This window comes from Rhizocola hellebori (assembly GCF_016862955.1).
GTDB classification, from domain to species: domain Bacteria; phylum Actinomycetota; class Actinomycetes; order Mycobacteriales; family Micromonosporaceae; genus Rhizocola; species Rhizocola hellebori.
The window spans coordinates 1-17,983 of record NZ_BONY01000136.1 but is presented as its reverse complement, the minus strand read 5'-3'; the positions used below and the strand labels follow the sequence as shown (position 1 = coordinate 17,983).

Genomic DNA, 17,983 nt, shown 5'->3' with positions numbered 1-17,983 from the left:
GCGGGCAGCGCGGGGATTCAGCGGCCGCGGGCGCGGGCGCGGCTGCCGCGAAGGCGGCGCAGCCGGCCCACTAGCACGGGGTCATGCTCAAGCGCGGCGGGCTTGTCGAGCAGACCGTTGAGGATCTGGTAGTAACGCGTGCCGGAAAGCTCGAACCGATCGCGGATCGCCTGCTCCTTCGAACCCGCGTGCCGCCACCACTGCTTCTCGAAGTCGAGAATGCTCTGCTCGCGTTCGGACAGCCGATCCGGCGCCACCGGAACCGCGGTGGGAACAGCCTTGGCGGCCAGATCGGTATCGACTTCATCATCGATCAGCCGGCGCTGCTGGGCCGGGATCGCCTGGGGCGAAGTGGTCTTGAGCGTTTCACCAAGCTCGTGCTGATGGCGCTTGCGCTGGTGAATTTGCTCCACTTTGTCCCACCTCCCCGGCTGTCCATCGAGTCTATTGCCAGCACATAGATCAACGAAACCCCCAGCGCCATAGATGCGCTAGGGGTTTCGTCACCCCCGTCAGAATTTAAGCAACGTCGCGTTTGCGCATGGAGACGAAGGCGAGGGCCAGGACCACGGCGATGACGCCGAGTGCGACGTAGCCGGTGCTGGTGTACCTCAGGATCAGTTCAGGCGCGTCACAGCCGTTCTGATCACAGGTCACTTGGCCCGAGAAGTCCTGGAGGGTGACCTCTTTGTTGAGCCATGTGTACATATGGACCGGGATCAGATAGGCCTCGGCGAACTTCACATTGGCCATCTGCAGGACTATGGCGAGGCCGATCTGGCCCACGATGACCACGGCTATGGCGACGCCCAGGGCCAGCGCGGTGTGGCGGCCGAGCGAGGCCAGGCCGAAGCCGAGCGCGGTGAAGGCCAGGATCATGGCCACTCCGCGCAGTCCGGTGAGCCCGAAGGACTGCCATGTGCCAGGGGTCATTCCGGCGGTGGTACCGGAGGTCTTGCCCAGGATGTATTGGGCGCCGCCCCACAGCCCGAAGGTGACCACGCCGACCACGGTCATCCAGCCCAGCGCCACGCCGAGCTTGGTCCCCAGCACGTTCATCCGCCTTGGCCGCCAGGTCAGCAGGTTCATCATCGAGCCGGAGCTCCATTCAGCTCCCACAAACGTGGCGCCGAGCACGAACCCGACCATCGCGGTGATGGCGGCCCAGACGATGAGCGTCTCGCCGAACATCTCCTTGAAGTTGAACTGCGGCGGCATGTAATGCTCGGCCTTGAACCATTCACGTTCGGGGCCTTGGCATTTCATGGCAGCGTCGGTGCCCGCGTTCGCCTCGCATTCGGCCTTGTAGCGCTCGAACATCAAGGTCTGTTCCTTGTAGTCACGCTCGGCCGCGGCTTCCGCGGCGGCGAGGGTGGCTGCGGTCGGCTTCTCGTGGGTGAGCGCGAAGCCGGTGATGACCGCGCCAAGGATCAAGACCCCGATCACGACCATCCAGATGGTCAAGCGGCGCTTGATGAAGCGGCGGCGTTCCGCCCTGACAAGACTCATGACTGAGCACCTTCCACCTTGACACTGTCATCCACCGAGCGGTGCTGGCCGGGGACCGGGGCAGTCCCGGTCAGCTCGAGGAAGACGCTTTCGAGGTCCACGCCGACCGGGGTCAGCTCCGACACATAGAGCTGGCGCTCGGCCAGCAGACGCGAGATGGTGGCAGGTTTGTCCACTCCGGACACCACGAGGTGACCGTTGGTCTGCTGGAACGCAATTCCCGCACCGGTGAACACCTGCGCGGCCGCGGTGAGGTCGGTCTGTGCTTCGAAGGCGACCTTCACCTGGCCGGTCGAGTAGGCGGCGAGCACCTCTGACACCGGGCCGGAGGCCACCCGGCGGCCCAGGGAAATGATGGTCACGTTGTCACAGATGATTTCGATCTCACTGAGGATGTGGCTCGACAGCACGACGGTCATTCCGCCGGCCGACAGCGTCGCCATCATCTCCCGCATCTCACGGATGCCGCCCGGGTCCAGACCGTTGGCCGGCTCATCGAGGATCAGCAGCTTCGGCTGCTTGAGCAGAGCGGAGGCCACCGCCAGCCGCTGCTTCATGCCCAAGGAGTAGGTCTTGACCTTGTCCTGTGCCCGCTCGCGGAGGCCGACGAGTTCGAAGGCCCAGTCCACCCGCGTCTGGGGCAGGTTGCCCGCGTCGCAAAGCAGGGAGAGGGTGTCGCGCGCGGTGAAGTTGCCGAAGAATTGCGGGCTCTCCACGATCGCCCCGACGTGGGCCACCACCTGAGGCAAGGCATCGGGGATGGGCTGGCCGAGGATTCGCATCTCGCCAGCGTCAGCACGAATCAGGCCGAGCAGGGTGCGCAAAGTGGTTGTTTTACCGGACCCGTTAGGCCCAAGGAAGCCGTGCACCTGGCCGGCATCCACATGCATGTCGAAGCCGTCAAGCGCGCGGCGGGGACCACCGCGCGCCCGGTACGTCTTCCGCAGGCCGTTGATCTCCAATACGGACGTCATAGCGAGCACCATACTCGGTATGCACAAATTCAGGTGTCCCGAAACCGTGAAGATTTCAGGCCACGATCACCTTGATGCCCGCGGCACGGAAGGCGCCGACCGTAGCAGGGTCGGCTCCACCATCTGTGACCAGGGTTTCTACCCGCTCAACGGGACAGATCCGGGCAAACGCGTGGCTGCCCAGTTTGGACGAGTCGGCAATGATGACGACCCGTTTGGCCCGCGCGACCATGAGCGAGTTCATCGCGGCCTCGCCCTCGTGATGGGCGGCCGCCCCCAGCGCGACGTCGATCGCATCGACACCTAGCAATGCCAGGTCGAGGGTCACCTCACGCAGGATGCCCCCGCCTAGGGGGCCGACCAGCTCGAAGCTCTGCGGCCGGACCACCCCGCCGGTGACGACCACCTTCATCCGCGAGCGCACGAGCAACTCGTTGGCGATGTTCAGGGCGTTGGTCACCACGGTCAGCTGGGCGCCATCGGTGGTGGAGTTCAGCTCCGGACGCACCGCCAGCGCCCGCGCCACCTCGGTGGTGGTGGTGCCGCCGTTGAGCCCGACCACCATTCCCGGGCTCACCAACGCCGCCGCGACCGTCCCGATCCGCTGTTTCTCCGCGGAATGCTTGGCGGTCTTGTAGCGCAGCGGCAGGTCGTAGGAGACGCCGTTGGCCACCGCGCCACCACGGGTACGCGTGATCATCTGTTGCTGGGCGAGCTGATCGAAGTCCCGGCGGATGGTTGCCTGCGACACGTCGAGCCGCTCCGCCGCATCCTCCACGGTGACTCTGCCCGAGTCGGTGAGCAGCTCCAGCAGCGCGTTCCAGCGGGTATACCGGTCCAAGACGCCTCTTTCAATCGACTTGACGCTCAGCTCCTGCGCGTTTGCTGCACAGTAGTGCGCGAAACCCGAGCATGCAAAGCTTAGTCCTGCGCGAAGGTTGCCCACACTTCTTGGCGTCGCGCAGAATAGCGCGCGAAAACACCGACTTTCGAACCGATACGCGCATGGGAGCTGAGGGATGACCTACGTCGCCGACGAGATAGCCAGCCAGCCTGAGTCCTGGCGGCGCGCGGCCGCTCACCCTGAGCTAGCGAAGCTCCCCCGGCCCGGGCAGCGGGTGGCCGTCGTCGGTTGCGGCACCTCTTGGTTCATGGCGATGGCTTACGCCGCGCTGCGCGAAGCGGCCGGCCATGGCGAAACCGACGCCTTCGCCGCCTCGGAGTTTCCCCGATCCCGCTCCTACGATCGCGTGGTGGCCATTACCCGATCCGGAACCACCACCGAGGTCCTGGCGCTCAACCCGGACACGGTCATCCTCGGCGACGAGGAAAGCCCGGCCGCGGCCGCGCCCAATGTCGTGGCGCTGCCCTGGGCCGACGAGAGATCTGTGGTCCAGACCCGCTTCGCCACCAGCGCCCTGGCCCTGCTGCGGGCCTCGCTCGGTGAAGACCTGAGCCAGGCCGTCGCCGACGCCGAGAAGGCTTTGACAGTCGAGCTTCCGGCCTTCGCCGAGACCGAGGAGGTGACCTTCCTCGGCCGCGGCTGGACGGTGGGGCTCGCCCACGAGGCCGCGCTCAAATGCCGCGAGGCGGCGGTCTTCTGGGCCGAGTCCTACCCGGCGATGGACTTCCGGCACGGGCCGATCTCCATCAGCGCCCCCGGCCGCGCGGTCTGGACCCTCGGCGAGGTGCCGGCCGGGCTGGAAGAAGACGTCGCCCAGACCGGTGCGGCTTTCGTAAGCCACGCCGACCTGGACCCGATGGCCGGACTGATTGTCGCGCAACGCTTCGCGATAGCCCTCGCCGAGCACAAGGGGCTCAACCCGGACGCGCCGCGCAACCTGACCCGTTCGGTGGTGCTCGGGTGAGCACCGTGATCGCTATCGACGTCGGTGGCACCGGCATGAAATGCGCGCTGGTTGACTCCGCTCACCGGGTGCTGCACACCGAGCGCCACGCCACCGGTCGCGAACGCGGCCCGGAAGCGGTGGTGCAGACCATCGTCGACGTGGCGGCCGGGCTGGCCGCGCGCGGCGACGCCGAGGCCATCGGGGTGGTGGTGCCGGGCGTAATCGATGAGGTGAACGGCGTCGCTCGCTACTCCTCCAACGTCGGTTTCCGCGACGTCCCGCTGCGAGACCTGTTGCAGGGCCGGCTCGGGATAGCCGCGACCCTCGGCCATGACGTGCGGGCGGGCGGTCTGGCCGAGGCGCGGCTGGGCGCCGGCAAGGGCCGCGCGCAGGTGCTCGTGATGCCCATCGGCACCGGAATAGCGGCGGCACACGTGGTCAACGGAATTGTCGCCAGCGGTGCCCATGGGGCCGCGGGCGAGATCGGGCACATCGTGGTCCGTCCGGGCGGGCCCAAATGCGGGTGCGGGCTCATCGGCTGTCTGGAGGCGGTGGCGTCGGCGTCGGCCGTGGAAAGGCGCTACGCCGAGCTGGCCGCGAGCACCCTTACCGCAGCCGAGGTTTCCGCGCGGATCGACACCGATCCCCATGCCGCTCAGGTCTGGCGCGAGACTGTTGACGCCCTGGCCGACGGATTGCTTACCGGACAAGCGCTTTACGATGCCGAGCTGATCATCATTGGCGGCGGGCTCGCCGAATCGGGTGAGACACTGCTCGCCCCGCTTCGGGCTGCGCTTTCGGAGAAGGCCAGCTTTCATCGGGTACCCGAAATAGTAAAAGCCAAATTGGGCGACGAAGCCGGTTGTCTGGGTGCCGCCCTGCTCGCCCTGGAGCTGTTGTCATGAGGATCTCCGGCCGGATCGTCACCCCCACCGGCATCGTGGAGGGTTCACTGTCCATTGCGGACGGAAAGATAGTCGCGATCCGCAAAGGCAAAGCCGAGGCGCAATGGATCCTGCCCGGCTTTGTGGACATCCACACCCACGGCGGCGGCGGTCACACCTTTACCACCGGCGACGCGGCACAGGCGCGCGGCGCGGCCGCCTTCCACCTGCGCCATGGCACCACCACGATGCTCGCCAGCCTGGTCTCCTCACCGTTCGAGGTGATGGCCGAAGCGCTGCAAGCCTTCGCCCCTCTCGTCGCCGAAGGTGTCCTCGCCGGTGTGCACTTCGAGGGCCCATATCTCTCCCACATCCGTTGCGGCGCACAGAATCCGGCGTTCCTGCGCGACCCCAACCCGAGCGAGCTGACCGAGCTGGTCAAGCTGGCCAACGGCACACTGCGGATGGTGACCATCGCACCCGAGCGCGACGGCGCGCTGGAAGCCATCGCGCTGCTGCGCGAGCACGGCATTGTCGCCGCGATCGGCCACACCGACGGCTCCTACGAGCAGGTGACCGCGGGCGTCGCCGCCGGCGCGACCGTGGCCACCCACCTGTTCAACGGGATGCGGCCGGTCAACCATCGCGAGCCAGGCCCCGTCGTCGCGCTGCTCGACTCGCCACAGGTGGTGTGCGAGCTGGTGGCCGATGGGGTTCACCTGCACGATGGCACGCTCGCCTTCGCCGCGCACAGCGCCGGGGCGGCGCGCGCCGCGCTCATCACCGATGCCATGGCCGCGGCCGGAATGCCCGACGGCGACTACGATCTCGGCGGCCAAGCCGTTGTCGTCGCCGGTGGAGTGGCTCGCCTGCAACGGGACGGCTCGATCGCGGGCAGCACACTGACCATGGCGGCCGCGGTGCGGCAAGCGGTGGGAGCCGGCCTGTCCATGGCCGACGTCGCGATGATGGCCGCCACGACTCCGGCCCGGGTGCTCGGCCTGGACAAGCGGCTGGCCGTCGGCTGCGATGCCGATCTCGTGCTGCTGGACGAGGAGCTGAAGGTGACCGGCGTGGTGCGAGGCGGGTTGCCCCAGTGATCCTGACCGTCACCCTGAATCCCGCGATCGACGTCACCTACCACGTCGCCTCGCTCGTCCCCGGCGAGACCCATCGCGTCGCCAGGGTGGACGAACGCTTGGGCGGCAAGGGAATCAATGTCGCCTCGGTGCTCGCACAGCTTGGCGTCCCGGCGCAGAGCACCGGCCTGCTGCGCGATGGCCCGCCGCTGTTCGCCCCCATCGCCGCGCCGCCGCGCCGAACGGTGGTGGTCGCCGATGGGCGGGAGGCGACCGGCTTCTGGGAACCCGGTCCCTCGGTCACCCCCGAGGAATGGGCCGACTTCGTCGACCACTACGCCACCCTGCTGAGCGATGCCCGGGTCGTGGTCTTCGCCGGGTCGCTGCCCACCGGCCTGCCCGACCACGCCTACGCCTCGCTGATCGGGCTGGCCCGGCACGCGGGCTGCGCCACCATCCTCGACACCTCCGGCCCGGCCCTGCGCCTGGGCCTGCTGGCCAACCCGGACATCATCAAACCCAACGCGGCCGAGTTCGCCGAACTCGACGGACGCGGGCCTGCCAGCGGCCCGACCACCGTGGTTCAATCGCTTGGGGCACAAGGGTTGCGAGCCTGCGGGCTGCATGCGCGGCCACCCTACGCGGTGGCGGGCAACCCGACCGGCGCCGGGGACGCCTGCGTCGCCGCTCTCGCGCGCGGCCTGCTGCTGAAAACACAGTGGCCGGACCTGATCCGCGACGCGGCAGCCCTTTCCGCGGCCGCGGTGGCGACTCCGGTCGCAGGCCAGGTGGACCTCGACCTTTACCACAAGCTCTTGCCCGACATCGTTGTTGAGGAGTCCTGATGCCGCTCGTGCCCACCGGTTCCCTGGTCGGAGCCACTGCGCGCGGCGGGATCTGCGCCTTCAACGTCATCACTCTGGAACACGCCGAGGCCATCGTCGCCGGCGCCGAGGCGGCCGGGCTGCCGGTGATCCTGCAGATCAGCGAGAATGCCGTGAAGTTCCACGGCGGCCGGATCGGCCCCATCGCGGCCGCGGCCGCCGCAGTGGCCAGGACCGCCTTGGTGGACTGCTCGCTCCATCTCGACCATGTGGAATCCCGTTCCCTGCTTGAGGAAGCGCCCCAGCACGGGTTCTCCTCCGTCATGTTCGACGCGTCCACATTGGACTACGACGCGAACGTGGCGGCCACCCGATCCGCCGCCGATTTCGCCCGCCACCACGGGCTGTGGCTGGAAAGCGAGCTGGGCGAGGTGGGCGGCAAGGACGGCGCTCACGCCCCCGGCGCGCGCACCGATCCGGCCCAGGCGGCCCGCTACGTCGCCGCCACCGGAGTTGACGCGCTCGCCGTCGCGGTCGGCTCCTCCCACGCGATGACCAGCCGCTCCGCCCTGCTGGACCACTCGCTCATCGCCGCGCTCGCCGAAGCCGTCCCCGTTCCGCTGGTGCTGCACGGCTCCTCCGGCGTCGGCGACGACGAGCTGCGCCGGGCGGTGGCGGGCGGCCTGCGCAAAATCAACGTCGGCACAGCGCTCAACGTCGCCTTCACCGGCCAGGTCCGCTCATCCATCGGCCACCACGTCGACCCCCGCAAATACCTAGGCCCCGCCCGCGACGCCATGGCCACCACGGTCGCCCACTTCCTCAAACTCGTATCAGCCTGACCCCGACGGGCTGGCGGGTCGGTGGCGCCAGGCGTAGGCCAGTGCGCCGAGGGCGAGCACGGCGGCGCCGGTGAGAGCCGTCGCCACCGGGAGGCTGACCGCGAGCAGCACGCAGCCCACGAGCCCCACTGCGGCAACGATTTTGGCGATCCAGCCGCCGTTGAGGGTGAGCGCGGAGAGGTTGGTGATGGCGTAGTACATCAGCACGGTCACCGACGAGAAGCCGATCGCGTGCCGCACGTCGGCCAGCGACACCACCGCGATCACCACCGCCGCCACGGTCAGCTCGGCCAGCCACGGGGTCCTCCACTTTGGATGGACGCTGGCCAGTTTGCTGGGCAGGTCGGCGCGGCGGCCCATGGCCAGAGTGGTGCGGCCGATCCCGGCGATCAGGCTGAGCAACACTCCGCACACCGCGATCGCCGTTCCGATGCGCACGACGATGGCGAGCTCTTCCCACTGGGCGCGGCTCGCCACCTCGGCGAGCGGATCGAGGGAGCTTGCCATGCCTTCGACGCCAAGGACTTTGACACATGTCCAGGCGATCACGACGTAGATGCCCAGCACCGCACCGAGGGCGATCGGGATCGCCCTCGGGATCGTCCTTTCCGGCTCCACGACCTCCTCGCCCAGGGTGGCTATCCGCGCGTAGCCGGCGAAGGCGAAGAAGAGCAGCCCGGCCGCAGTCAGCGCGCCTCCGGGTGCTGGCTCGGCCGCACCGGTGTCGACGAACAGCTCCAAATAGGCATGCGCCGGCTGCGGGAAGAATCCCGCGAACACCACCAGCGCCAGCACCACCAGCGTCACCAGCACGAGAACCTTGGTCATGGCGGCGGTTTTGGTGATGCCGAACAGGTTGACCGCGGTCAGCAGGACCACCGCGGCGACCGCGATGGGCCGGGCGTGCTCCGGCCACAGATAGACGCCGATAGTCAGCGCCATGGCCGCGCAGCTGGCCGTCTTGCCGATCACGAAACTCCACCCGGCGACGAATCCCGCGAATGGGCCGAGCCGTTCCCGCCCATAGACATAAGTGCCGCCACTTTCTGGGTACCGGGCAGCAAGCCGCGCCGAACTGGTGGCGTTGCAGGCTGCGACCAGAGCGGCAAGCGCCAGTGCCAGGTAAAGCGCGGCAGCGCTTTCCACCTCGTCGGCGGCCGGTCCCCAAACGACGAAGACACCGGCCCCGAGCATCGAGCCGAGCCCGATCGCCACAGCGTCAAAGAGGTTGAGCCGACGAGCAAGTGTGGTCACCGGGGAAGTATGACTTCCCATCGGAAGCGATGGATCAGCCGATCGAGCAGCAGACCCACCGTGACCGCAGCCATACCATCGGTGAGCCAATGGTGGCCGAGATAGGTGGTGGTGCAGAGCACGATGACCGGTGGCGCCACCCGCATCACCCATTGCCAGCGCATCGGGATCTCCCAGAGCCGGCTGGCCAGCAGGGTGATCACCCCCCACCAGACGATGGAGTTGACGACGTGTCCGGAGGGGTAGCCCATCGCGTAGCTGTCGGGCGGCAGCAGCGCCTCGTGGTTGAAGAACTCCACCGCATTGGGCAGCGTGCTGTTGGGCGAGGTGCGCATGGTCCAGATTTTGAGCGGGCCTAGCGTCACATAGGTGAGGAAGAAGGCCACCGCCCACGGCAGGAAAACCTGCCAGCGGCGCTTACGCCACCACAGCAGCACGGAGAGGCCGAAGCCGAGAATCCAGGCGACCACCACGCCCTGGCCCAGCTTGTTGAGCCCGATCGTGGCCCAGCGCAGCAACGTGACCTGGTGATCCCGGCAGAACGCGCGCACCGCCTCGTCGAGGCCATGGGTCCAGCCCTGCGCCACGCTCAGAGTGATGAGGATGAAGAGGCCAACGAGCGTGGCCTCTTGCCACCAACCACCCCGGAACCGGAAATACACTCGCCAAGGTTAGATCAGGCTCTGAATTTCGGTAAAGATCCGTTCCATCCTCACCCCGGAGTTGGGGCAGCCCCCGAAGTGGTGCAACGCCACCACCTTGTTCGTGGACCTCGACAGCACCGGCGATCCCGAGGAGCCGCCCTCGGTGTCGCAGTAGTAGGAGACGTCGGTGTCGGTGTCGTACCCGTCGTAGGCCGGGTTTTGCACCGCACAGTTGCCGGCCGCGTCCTGGTCGCTGGTGAGCGCGATCATCGCGGGCGCCCCGGTCGGGTGCTGCGGGATGTAGAGCTCCTCGCCCTGTCCGGGGCGGCGCACGTCCAGCTCCAGATAGCCGAACTTCTGGATCAGCTCGAAGCTGCTGACCGAGAACAGGGTGTAGTCGAGCGTGCTGTTGCTCGCCAGGACCTCGCTGAGCCACACCTTGGTGGGCCGGAACACGTCGTAGCCGCCGCACTCCGCGCACTGGTAGTTGAACCAGACTTCGGTATCGGCCGCCTCCTCGGCGCTGCCGATGCAGTGGAAGTTGGTCATCATCCGGTTCAGCGCGCCGACCCGCCACCCGGTGCACAGCTCGGTTCCCTTGATGAGCAGGCGGGCCACCGCCTTGGATCGCTTGTACAGCACGGGATCGGTGCTCTTGTAGCAGACCGCGTCGAGCTTCTCGTCGTTGCCGCACACGGATTCCTCGCGGTTCTTGCGCTCGCGCGACCGCTTCGCGACCTCCTCGCGCTCGCGCTCGGTGAAGCCGCGGGAAACCTGGTCGATGGTGACGCCCAGCTGGGCCACCACATCGCTGAGCAGGTTGGTGCGATGGAGCTGAACCTGGGCGGTCTCGCCGGTGACCGACATCGCCCACCCTGCCCGGGTGACCCGATGTTCCTCGGTGCCGTCGGGGTTGCTGACGGTCAGGAAGTCACCGGGAAGCAACAGCAGACCCGCGAAGTGGACCTTGATGTACTCGGCGCCCGGATAGTGGAAGGTCGCGCTGCTTTGACCGTCTAGATAGTTGACCTTCTTATCGACGCGTTCCACCCGGCCGGCTTCGGCGCTGCCTGTGCTCTTCGTCTCGGGCTGCCCCGCCGGCGCGCTCATGACCGCCGCACCAGCCGCCGTGGCCAGGGCCAATGTGGTTACCGCACCCATGATCCAAATGATTGTCCGTCGCACGCATGTGTAACGACCCACGCGTTGATGCAGTGGTTCATCTAAACGGTCATGCTGTACCCCGTGCGCATCACCTCCGCCCTCGTTGATCCGGCGCTCATCGACCTGCCCTGGTCCACCCCGCTGGAAGAATGGCCCGCCGACCACCTCGTCGCGCTCCCGCAAGGCATCTCCCGGCACGTCGTGCGATTCGTCAAGCTCCAGGGCACGGTCTACGCGGTCAAGGAGACGCGCGAGAAGATCGCCGAACGCGAGTACGACCTCCTGCGCGCCCTGGAAAGACTCGACGCCCCCGCTGTCGAAGCGGTCGCGATCGTCGCGGATCGCGTCAACGACCTCGAACCGGTCCTGATCACGAGGCACCTTCAGTTCTCGCTGCCCTACCGGGCGCTCTTCTCGCACACCCTGCGCCCGCAGACCCTCGACCGGTTGCTCGATGCCCTGGCCGCCCTCCTGGTCCGCCTCCATCTGCTCGGCTTCTTCTGGGGCGACTGCTCGCTTTCCAACACGCTGTTCCGCCGCGACGCCGGGGCCTTCGCCGCCTACCTGGTCGACGCCGAGACCGGCGCGCTGCACCTGCGCCTGTCGCCGGGCCAGCGCAGCGAAGACCTGGAAATCGCGCGCACCAACATCTTCGGCGAGGCGCTCGACCTGCAGGCAGCCGGGCTGCTGCACGAAAGCGTTGACCCGGAACAGGTTTCCGATGAAGTGGTGCGGCGCTACGAGACGCTGTGGCACGAGCTGACCTTCGAGCAGGCGGTGGAGACCGACGCCCGAAGGCAGATGGACAAGCGCATCCGCCGCCTCAACGAGCTCGGCTTCGACGTGGAGGAGGTGGCCATGTCGGTCACCGAGGATCACGGCGAGCGCCGGGTGAGCATGCGCCCCAAGGTGGTAGACGCCGGTCACCACAGCCGCCGCCTGTTGCGGGTCACCGGGCTGGACGCCGAGGAGAATCAGGCCCGAGCCCTGCTCAACGATCTCGACGCCTACCGCGCCGAGTCCGACCTGCCGGACGAGGCACAGGCGGCACACAGGTGGCTCACCGAGGTCTTCTACCCGGTCATCCGGGCGGTCCCGGCGAATCTTCGCGGAAAACTTGAGCCGCCCGAGCTGTTCGTACAGGTCATCGAGCATCGCTGGAAGCTGTCCGAACAGGCGGGGCGGGATGTGGGGCTGGCCCCCGCGGTCCAGTCGTTCCTGGCCGATGTCCTGATCCATCGACCCGACGAACAGGCAATTCTTGGCTTTGACCCGGAAGACGACTGATTTGTCGGGTACCTTGGGCAGCCCCCCAGATCGTGGACCTGCCCCCGGAGGTGCGCAACGATGCGCTGGCCCCTGCGCCTTGCCGTGCTCGCGGCCGGTGTCGCGGCGGCGTTGACCGTTGCCGCCCCACCGAGCAGCGCCAACGCCACCACCTTCGATCTGCACGCCGCTCCGGCGGACTTCGCGCGGGTCATGGGCTACACCCCTGCGGTGGGGCGGCTGGCCGACGGTACCCAAAGAATGATTAACCCGACCGGCTCCTGCTCTGTGCCCGGCGAGGGCCGCCCGTTCGACTTCGCCGTGGCCTGCCAGGCCCACGACTTCGGCTACGACCTGCTTCGCTACGCGCAGCGCAAGGGCCAGACGCTTCCCGGCGCCGCCCGCTCGCAGCTCGACGCGCAGCTGACCCAGGATCTGCACACCCAATGCCACGCCGATTCCTCGGCCGCAACCTGCGACGCGACAGTGACCGTCTTCTCTGCCGCGGTCGGCTTCAATTCGTGGCGACAGCTTTCCGGGCCACCGGTCGACGCTTCCGGCATGACCCGCACCGTCGGCCTATGTCTGCTCGCGTTGATCGGTCTCGGGGTGGGAGTCAGGCAACGGATCCGGCTTCTAGCACGTCGGCGGGGCGATTTCGGCGGCTGAGCCGGCTCAGCCCGTCCCGGGTGCAGACCACGGTCAGCGTGTCCAGGGCCTTCACGCTCCGCGCGCCGGGCGGATTCCAAAGTGGACGCGGCTCGCCCAGCTCGGTGAGCGCGATCACACGCGCCTCGCCCGGCTCATCGGTCTGCGAGATGACGGACCCGTCCAGTGACGATCCCGCGGCCACGACGATCTCGGCGAGCAGCAGCACCCGGCGCTCGACCGAGATGATCCCCACCACCTCCCGGTCCATCATCGCTTCGGCGAACGCGGGCGCGGCCACGTAGGAAACGCTTCGGGTGTGCTTGAGGTCGAAGGTCCGGCGCACCCGCCTGGCCATGTCGTCGTCGAAAAGCCTTACCAGCACCCGCAGTTTCGGGTTGAGCTGCCTTCCCTGCAGCGCGACCTCAAGGTTGATCACGTCGTTGCTGGCCACGGTCATCATCGCTTTGCAGCGGTCCACCCCCGCCTGGCGCAGGGTGGTCTCCCGGCTCGCATCTCCGATCAGCAGCGGCACGGCCAGTTCACGTGCCAGCGGCACACCGCGGGCGGTCTCGGTGGAGTCGACCGCCACCACCTTGATGCCCCGATCGTGTAGCAGGCGCAGGATCCGCGTGCCCACACCGCCCAGGCCGACGAGCACGATGTGGTCGCTCTGCGGCTGGAAGAGCCGGCCCTGGGCCACCGCCAGCCGCGCGTTGACCATTCCCTCCACGATCAGCGCGGTGACCAGCGGCACGAGGGTGAGCCCGGCGACCCCCATGAGCAGTTGCAGCACCTGCTCCAGCCGGCTGAAGTCGCCTCTTTCCTGCGGCCCGCCGAACGCGTTGACCATGGTCAGGTAGAAGCTGTCCCAGCCCCCGATCTGATCGTCGGACAGGGCGAGCCCTATGCCTGAAGCGAGCAGCACCATGATCACAAAGAGCAGGGTGATGCCCAGTTTCCTGCTGATCAGAGCACGGATGACGGCCCGGCCCGCCGCGAAACGCCACCGCCGCTTCGGCGCGGGCTGGCCTATCGCCACCGTGTTGATCAGTGTTTGCGGGCTGCGCACCTCGGCCAATACCAGATTCGCGGTCGCCGCATCGGCTGGTAGCAAAGCAGGATTGCCAGGCGCGCTGGTGTCGGCCAGACCACAGACGATGTCCCGCGCGTCGACGGCGTCGCGGCGGGCGGAGATCAGTGTGCGGCGGCCGATCTTCACCGGGTTGGCCGCCACCTCGTCCAGGGTCACCGCGATCAGCGCCGGCGAGGCGATCTCGGAATCGGAGAGCACCTTGCAGTCGGTGAACAGGCTTTCGATCGCCTGCCCGAGCCGCGTGTTGTACATCCGGATGACCAGCTTGAGATTGGGGGCGATATCGCGCGCCTGCAGCCCGACATGGATGTTGGCGACGTCGTCCTGGTTGGTCAGCGCCAGCGCGGAAGCCTCCATCACATCGGCCTCCAGCAGCGCTTTCTCGTCGACCCGCTCCACCACTACCACCTCGACGCGGGGCAGTTCGCCGAAGTCTCGCGCCACCCGATGCTGCTCCTGGGTCATGAGCACCACGACGTCGCCCGCATAGCGGCGGCTTAGCTGGTCGGCGAGCCGGAACGCGAGACCGTCCGCGCCGTTTATCACAAAGTGCCCGCTACGCGGGCGCGGAAAGGCCGGAGACGCTTGAGGGGGCGTAGACACCCCCGGATGCTATCGATGGCGGACACGGCATACCACCCCGCTCCACGTGCTCGCGAACCATCCCAAGCGCGACGATTTGCACCTTTTGGTCGTTGAACCATCGGACGAATGCACCCCCTGCGATTGCGCGGGACCCGGTGCACCGGTCAGCAATCGAATGGATGGTTATGAACAAGTGGTTGTACCGTGCCGTTGGCGTGGCGAGCGGCGCCTTGCTTTTGAGCGGCGGCGTCGCACACGCCGAGGCGGCTAGCGAAGCAAAGCCCACAGTCGACCCGCAGGCGATGCGCGGGCTTCTGGCCGATCTCTTCACGCCGACCGGCGGCCAGCACTACCTCGGCCTGTCGATCGACACCGAGAGCGCATCTGGTCAGCGCGAAGAGCTGTTGCCCGGCCTCGGCCTCATCGGTGGCGCAGCCGGAAACGGCGGCCTGCTCGGCGGACTCACCGGCGGATCCGGAAGCTCCGGCCTGGTCGGAAGCCTTACCGGCGGACTGACCGGCGGAAGCGGCGGAAGTGGCCTGCTCGGCGGGCTCACCGGCGGACTCACCGGCGGAGGTGGCCCGCTCGGCGGACTCACCGGAGGCCTGACCGGTGGTGACGGCCCGCTCGGCGGACTCACCGGAGGCCTGACCGGCGGCGACGGCCCCCTTGGCGGGCTCACCAGCGGCCTGGCCGGCACCCCGCTCGGCGCCCCGCTCAGCGGGCTCACCAGCGGCCTGGCCGGTAACAGTGCCGCCGATGACGACGTGCTGCCCGGCCTCGACATTGCCGCGTTGCAGGACCTGGCCGCCGCCAACGGTGGCGTCCTCGGCACGGACGGCCCCGCCAGCACGGACATCGTGGACCCGGCGCTGATCGGCACCGACCTGGACACCACCAACCAGCGTCCCGTCATCCTCGACCCGGCGATCGCGCGCCAGGTCAACGACGCGACCGGCCCGATGGTTTCCGCGCTGATCGCCGACGCGGCGGCGCAGAAGGCGATGACGGGTGAGCCCAACGGCGTGCAGACCGAGTCCATCGAGGAAGGCCTGCCGCTCGTCAGCGACGTTCCGGTGGTCGGAACCCTGGTCGGCCCGGGTGGCCCGCTCTCGCAGTTCCTTGTGGTCGGAAGCCTCTTCGACAACCTTCCCGTGGTCGGAGATCTCACCAAGGGCGGTGGGGTCGACCTCGGCACCATCGATCGGCTCCCGCTCGTCGGCAAGATGCTGAACACCGGCATCATCCAGGCCGACGGCCCGAGCCTGCCCGTGGTCGGCGGGCTGCCCCTGATCGGCAAGGCCCTCGACGGCATCACCGCCCCGCTGAACAAGCTGGGCCAGGGCGACGCGCTCGGTGGCCTGACCAAGGGCCCGCTGAACAGCCTGACCCAGGGCCCGCTCGGTGGCCTGACCCAGGGCGGCCTGGGCGACCCGCTCGGCGGTCTGACCCAAGGCCCGCTCGGAAGCTTGACCCAAGGCCCGCTCGGAAGCTTGACACAGGGCCCGCTCGGCGGTCTGACCCAGTCGCCGGCCGCGACCCTGCCCGCCCCGGTCGCGGTGCCCGCGCAGGCTCAGGCCCGCCCGGTTGCCCAGCGGCCGGCGAAAGCCACGCCCACCACCACGGTCGCCGGCCAGGCCCGCGTCGCGGCTCAGGTCAGCCCAGCCGGTCAGGCTGGGGTGTCCGGTCAAGCAGGTCAGGCCGCGCACGTCGGCAAGCACCGCGCCCCGACCGCGACGGCCCGCCCGGTCGTGGCCGACCCCGAGTACCGCGATGTCGAGGCCCTGCCGCTCATCGGTGACCTGACCGGTGGCGGCGGCATGGGCAACCTTCCCGTCAGCACGCTCGTGCGCCAGCTCCCGCTGGTCAGCGAACTGCCGCTGATGGGCAGCCTGGACACGCCGCTCAGCCTGGTCAAGGCGTTGCCGGTGATCGGGATGCTGGCTGGTCTGGTACCCGTCGAAAGCGCCTGAAACACCAAAAGAGCGAGGGGTGGAAGCCGGTCGGCTGCCACCCCTCGCTGGTGTTCGCTAGCTAAATCAGATCCGCACACCCGAGGTCGCGTGGAACGCGTGGTGGTGATCGGTGCGGGGCTTCACGAAAACGGTATCGCCCAGGTTCACCGAAGTCCGGCGCTCAGTCGCGACCACGAAACGCTCTTCGCTTCCGTTGATCGCGGTGTGGCCGTAGACGTTGGCACCCGAACCAAGGTCTTCCACCAGGTCAACCACGATCGGCATGCCGCCCTCGCTGGCCGAAACCAGCTGGCAGTCCTCCGGACGGAAACCGACGGTCACCTTGCCATCGCCGCCCTCGCGGGCCTTGGCGATCTGGTCGCGGGTCAGCGGCAGCACCATCTGCCCGAAAATCCCACCATCGTCGGACAGCGTCACGGTCTTGATGTTCATGGCCGGAGAGCCGATGAAGCCCGCGACGAAGACGTTGGCCGGGGTGTCGTAAAGCGCCCGCGGCGTGTCGCACTGCTGAAGCACACCGTCGAGGAGCACCGCCACCCGGTGACCCATCGTCATGGCCTCGACCTGGTCGTGGGTCACGTAGACGGTGGTGATGCCCAGCTGCGACTGCAGCGTGGCGATCTGAGAACGCGTCTGCACGCGCAGCTTCGCGTCAAGATTGGAAAGCGGCTCATCCATGAGGAAGACCTGCGGCTCACGCACGATGGCGCGACCCATGGCAACACGCTGACGCTGACCGCCGGAAAGCGCCTTCGGCTTGCGGGAAAGGTAGTCCTCCAGCTGCAGCATCGCCGCGGCCTTCTTCACCCGGACGTCGATCTCCGACTTGGGCGTCTTGCGCAGCTTCAGCGCGAACGCCATGTTCTCGTAGACCGTCATGTGCGGGTAGAGCGCGTAGTTCTGGAAGACCATCGCGATGTCTCGCGACTTCGGCGGGAGGTTCGTGACATCACGCTCGTTGATGTAGATCGCGCCGTTGTCGACGTCCTCAAGACCGGCGAGCATCCGCAGGCTGGTGGACTTGCCACAACCGGAGGGGCCGACCAACACTAGGAACTCGCCATCGCGAATCTCAAGGTCGAGCTTGTCGACCGCCGGCCGGTCAGTGCCCGGATAATGCCGGGATGCCTGCGAATACGTAACTGTTGCCATAGGGGTGTTTCCTTCCACCGGCAGGAACGTGCCGGACGATCCGAGTAAAAGGTCGTGCGCCGCCAACGTAGCCGTGCCCGGCGAGGTAGACAAGCCTAAGGATCACTATTTGGTACCGGCCAGCGGCCAAACCGGGCACGAGGGCCAATTTCGGCTCGGCCACCACCTCCGCGTACGATGTTCCGCAGCATCGCCCGGTTAGCTCAATTGGCAGAGCATCCGCCTTGTAAGCGGAA

The 17,983-nt window shown here is 67.8% G+C and carries 17 protein-coding genes; 8 read left to right on the top strand and 9 right to left on the bottom strand.

Translation table 11 applies throughout. From position 1 onward, the window contains the following. Positions 1-17 precede the first annotated feature (17 nt). The 4 genes from Rhe02_RS47620 to Rhe02_RS47605 all read right to left on the bottom strand — a co-directional run bounded on the left by Rhe02_RS47620 (position 18) and on the right by Rhe02_RS47605 (position 3,324). Positions 18-404: a DUF3263 domain-containing protein gene (locus Rhe02_RS47620; protein ID WP_373320810.1), complete on the bottom strand. Its 387-nt coding sequence runs from the start codon at positions 402-404 to the stop codon at positions 18-20. Between the two features lie 115 nt (positions 405-519). Then, positions 520-1,509 (bottom strand): ABC transporter permease subunit, encoded by a 990-nt coding sequence (locus tag Rhe02_RS47615; protein WP_203915203.1) that lies wholly within the window; start codon positions 1,507-1,509, stop codon positions 520-522. Continuing rightward, positions 1,506-2,483 carry an ABC transporter ATP-binding protein gene (locus Rhe02_RS47610; RefSeq protein ID WP_203915202.1) on the bottom strand — a complete coding sequence of 326 codons (978 nt, stop codon included), beginning with the start codon at positions 2,481-2,483 and terminating at the stop codon, positions 1,506-1,508. The genes Rhe02_RS47615 and Rhe02_RS47610 overlap by 4 nt, the downstream gene beginning before the upstream one ends. 55 nt (positions 2,484-2,538) lie before the next feature. Continuing rightward, positions 2,539-3,324 carry a DeoR/GlpR family DNA-binding transcription regulator gene (locus Rhe02_RS47605; protein ID WP_203915201.1) on the bottom strand — a complete coding sequence of 262 codons (786 nt, stop codon included), beginning with the start codon at positions 3,322-3,324 and terminating at the stop codon, positions 2,539-2,541. 178 nt (positions 3,325-3,502) lie between these two features. On the opposite strand from Rhe02_RS47605, the gene Rhe02_RS47600 reads away from it, so the two are divergent. The 5 genes from Rhe02_RS47600 to Rhe02_RS47580 are packed head-to-tail and all read left to right on the top strand — an operon-like array spanning position 3,503 to position 7,962. Further along, complete coding sequence (locus Rhe02_RS47600; protein WP_203915200.1) at positions 3,503-4,351, top strand: SIS domain-containing protein; 849 nt, start codon at positions 3,503-3,505, stop codon at positions 4,349-4,351. Further along, a complete protein-coding gene (locus Rhe02_RS47595; protein WP_275412702.1) occupies positions 4,348-5,238 on the top strand; it encodes an ROK family protein in 891 nt (296 codons plus the stop codon). The genes Rhe02_RS47600 and Rhe02_RS47595 overlap by 4 nt, the downstream gene beginning before the upstream one ends. Next, positions 5,235-6,317: an N-acetylglucosamine-6-phosphate deacetylase gene (gene nagA / locus Rhe02_RS47590; protein ID WP_203915199.1), complete on the top strand. Its 1,083-nt coding sequence runs from the start codon at positions 5,235-5,237 to the stop codon at positions 6,315-6,317. The genes Rhe02_RS47595 and nagA overlap by 4 nt, the downstream gene beginning before the upstream one ends. Continuing rightward, on the top strand, positions 6,314-7,141 hold the full coding sequence (locus Rhe02_RS47585) for a 1-phosphofructokinase family hexose kinase (protein WP_203915198.1): 828 nt from the start codon (positions 6,314-6,316) through the stop codon (positions 7,139-7,141). The genes nagA and Rhe02_RS47585 overlap by 4 nt, the downstream gene beginning before the upstream one ends. Beyond that, entirely contained in the window at positions 7,141-7,962 is an 822-nt protein-coding gene (locus Rhe02_RS47580) for a class II fructose-bisphosphate aldolase (RefSeq protein ID WP_203915197.1), read from the top strand. Before Rhe02_RS47585 ends, Rhe02_RS47580 begins: the two co-directional genes overlap by 1 nt. On the opposite strand, the gene Rhe02_RS47575 is transcribed toward Rhe02_RS47580, so the two are convergent. The 3 genes from Rhe02_RS47575 to Rhe02_RS47565 are packed head-to-tail and all read right to left on the bottom strand — an operon-like array spanning position 7,954 to position 11,021. After that, the gene (locus Rhe02_RS47575) at positions 7,954-9,216 is read right to left on the bottom strand and encodes an APC family permease (protein WP_203915196.1); all 1,263 of its coding nucleotides are present in this window, start codon (positions 9,214-9,216) and stop codon (positions 7,954-7,956) included. The two genes, Rhe02_RS47580 and Rhe02_RS47575, sit on opposite strands and share 9 nt — an antisense overlap. After that, complete coding sequence (locus Rhe02_RS47570) at positions 9,213-9,878, bottom strand: phosphatase PAP2 family protein (RefSeq protein ID WP_203915195.1); 666 nt, start codon at positions 9,876-9,878, stop codon at positions 9,213-9,215. The genes Rhe02_RS47575 and Rhe02_RS47570 overlap by 4 nt, the downstream gene beginning before the upstream one ends. Before the next feature lie 9 nt (positions 9,879-9,887). Continuing rightward, positions 9,888-11,021 carry a trypsin-like serine peptidase gene (locus Rhe02_RS47565; RefSeq protein WP_203915194.1) on the bottom strand — a complete coding sequence of 378 codons (1,134 nt, stop codon included), beginning with the start codon at positions 11,019-11,021 and terminating at the stop codon, positions 9,888-9,890. Positions 11,022-11,093: 72 nt separating this feature from the next. On the opposite strand from Rhe02_RS47565, the gene Rhe02_RS47560 reads away from it, so the two are divergent. Together Rhe02_RS47560 and Rhe02_RS47555 are read left to right on the top strand one after the other, a co-directional pair. After that, entirely contained in the window at positions 11,094-12,311 is a 1,218-nt protein-coding gene (locus Rhe02_RS47560) for a DUF4032 domain-containing protein (RefSeq protein ID WP_203915193.1), read from the top strand. A gap of 60 nt (positions 12,312-12,371) precedes the next feature. Beyond that, entirely contained in the window at positions 12,372-12,959 is a 588-nt protein-coding gene (locus Rhe02_RS47555) for a phospholipase A2 (protein WP_203915192.1), read from the top strand. On the opposite strand, the gene Rhe02_RS47550 is transcribed toward Rhe02_RS47555, so the two are convergent. After that, positions 12,907-14,580: an NAD-binding protein gene (locus tag Rhe02_RS47550; protein WP_203915191.1), complete on the bottom strand. Its 1,674-nt coding sequence runs from the start codon at positions 14,578-14,580 to the stop codon at positions 12,907-12,909. The two genes, Rhe02_RS47555 and Rhe02_RS47550, sit on opposite strands and share 53 nt — an antisense overlap. 224 nt (positions 14,581-14,804) lie before the next feature. Here Rhe02_RS47550 and Rhe02_RS47545 point away from each other — a divergent pair, with 224 nt between their 5' ends. Continuing rightward, positions 14,805-16,592: a hypothetical protein gene (locus tag Rhe02_RS47545; protein ID WP_203915190.1), complete on the top strand. Its 1,788-nt coding sequence runs from the start codon at positions 14,805-14,807 to the stop codon at positions 16,590-16,592. Between the two features lie 66 nt (positions 16,593-16,658). On the opposite strand, the gene Rhe02_RS47540 is transcribed toward Rhe02_RS47545, so the two are convergent. Next, positions 16,659-17,747, bottom strand: coding sequence for an ABC transporter ATP-binding protein (locus Rhe02_RS47540; RefSeq protein ID WP_203915189.1), 1,089 nt, complete (start codon positions 17,745-17,747; stop codon positions 16,659-16,661). Positions 17,748-17,983 lie beyond the last annotated feature (236 nt).

What these genes read in the sequence shown, in the direction of transcription:
- Rhe02_RS47545 (WP_203915190.1), top strand. Translation starts at nt 14,805, where the DNA reads ATGAACAAGTGGTTGTACCGTGCCGTTGGCGTGGCGAGCGGCGCCTTG.
- Rhe02_RS47565 (WP_203915194.1), bottom strand. Translation starts at nt 11,021, where the DNA reads ATGGGTGCGGTAACCACATTGGCCCTGGCCACGGCGGCTGGTGCGGCG.
- Rhe02_RS47610 (WP_203915202.1), bottom strand. Translation starts at nt 2,483, where the DNA reads ATGACGTCCGTATTGGAGATCAACGGCCTGCGGAAGACGTACCGGGCG.
- Rhe02_RS47600 (WP_203915200.1), top strand. Translation starts at nt 3,503, where the DNA reads ATGACCTACGTCGCCGACGAGATAGCCAGCCAGCCTGAGTCCTGGCGG.
- nagA (WP_203915199.1), top strand. Translation starts at nt 5,235, where the DNA reads ATGAGGATCTCCGGCCGGATCGTCACCCCCACCGGCATCGTGGAGGGT.
- Rhe02_RS47580 (WP_203915197.1), top strand. Translation starts at nt 7,141, where the DNA reads ATGCCGCTCGTGCCCACCGGTTCCCTGGTCGGAGCCACTGCGCGCGGC.
- Rhe02_RS47615 (WP_203915203.1), bottom strand. Translation starts at nt 1,509, where the DNA reads ATGAGTCTTGTCAGGGCGGAACGCCGCCGCTTCATCAAGCGCCGCTTG.
- Rhe02_RS47555 (WP_203915192.1), top strand. Translation starts at nt 12,372, where the DNA reads ATGCGCTGGCCCCTGCGCCTTGCCGTGCTCGCGGCCGGTGTCGCGGCG.
- Rhe02_RS47560 (WP_203915193.1), top strand. Translation starts at nt 11,094, where the DNA reads ATGCTGTACCCCGTGCGCATCACCTCCGCCCTCGTTGATCCGGCGCTC.
- Rhe02_RS47540 (WP_203915189.1), bottom strand. Translation starts at nt 17,747, where the DNA reads ATGGCAACAGTTACGTATTCGCAGGCATCCCGGCATTATCCGGGCACT.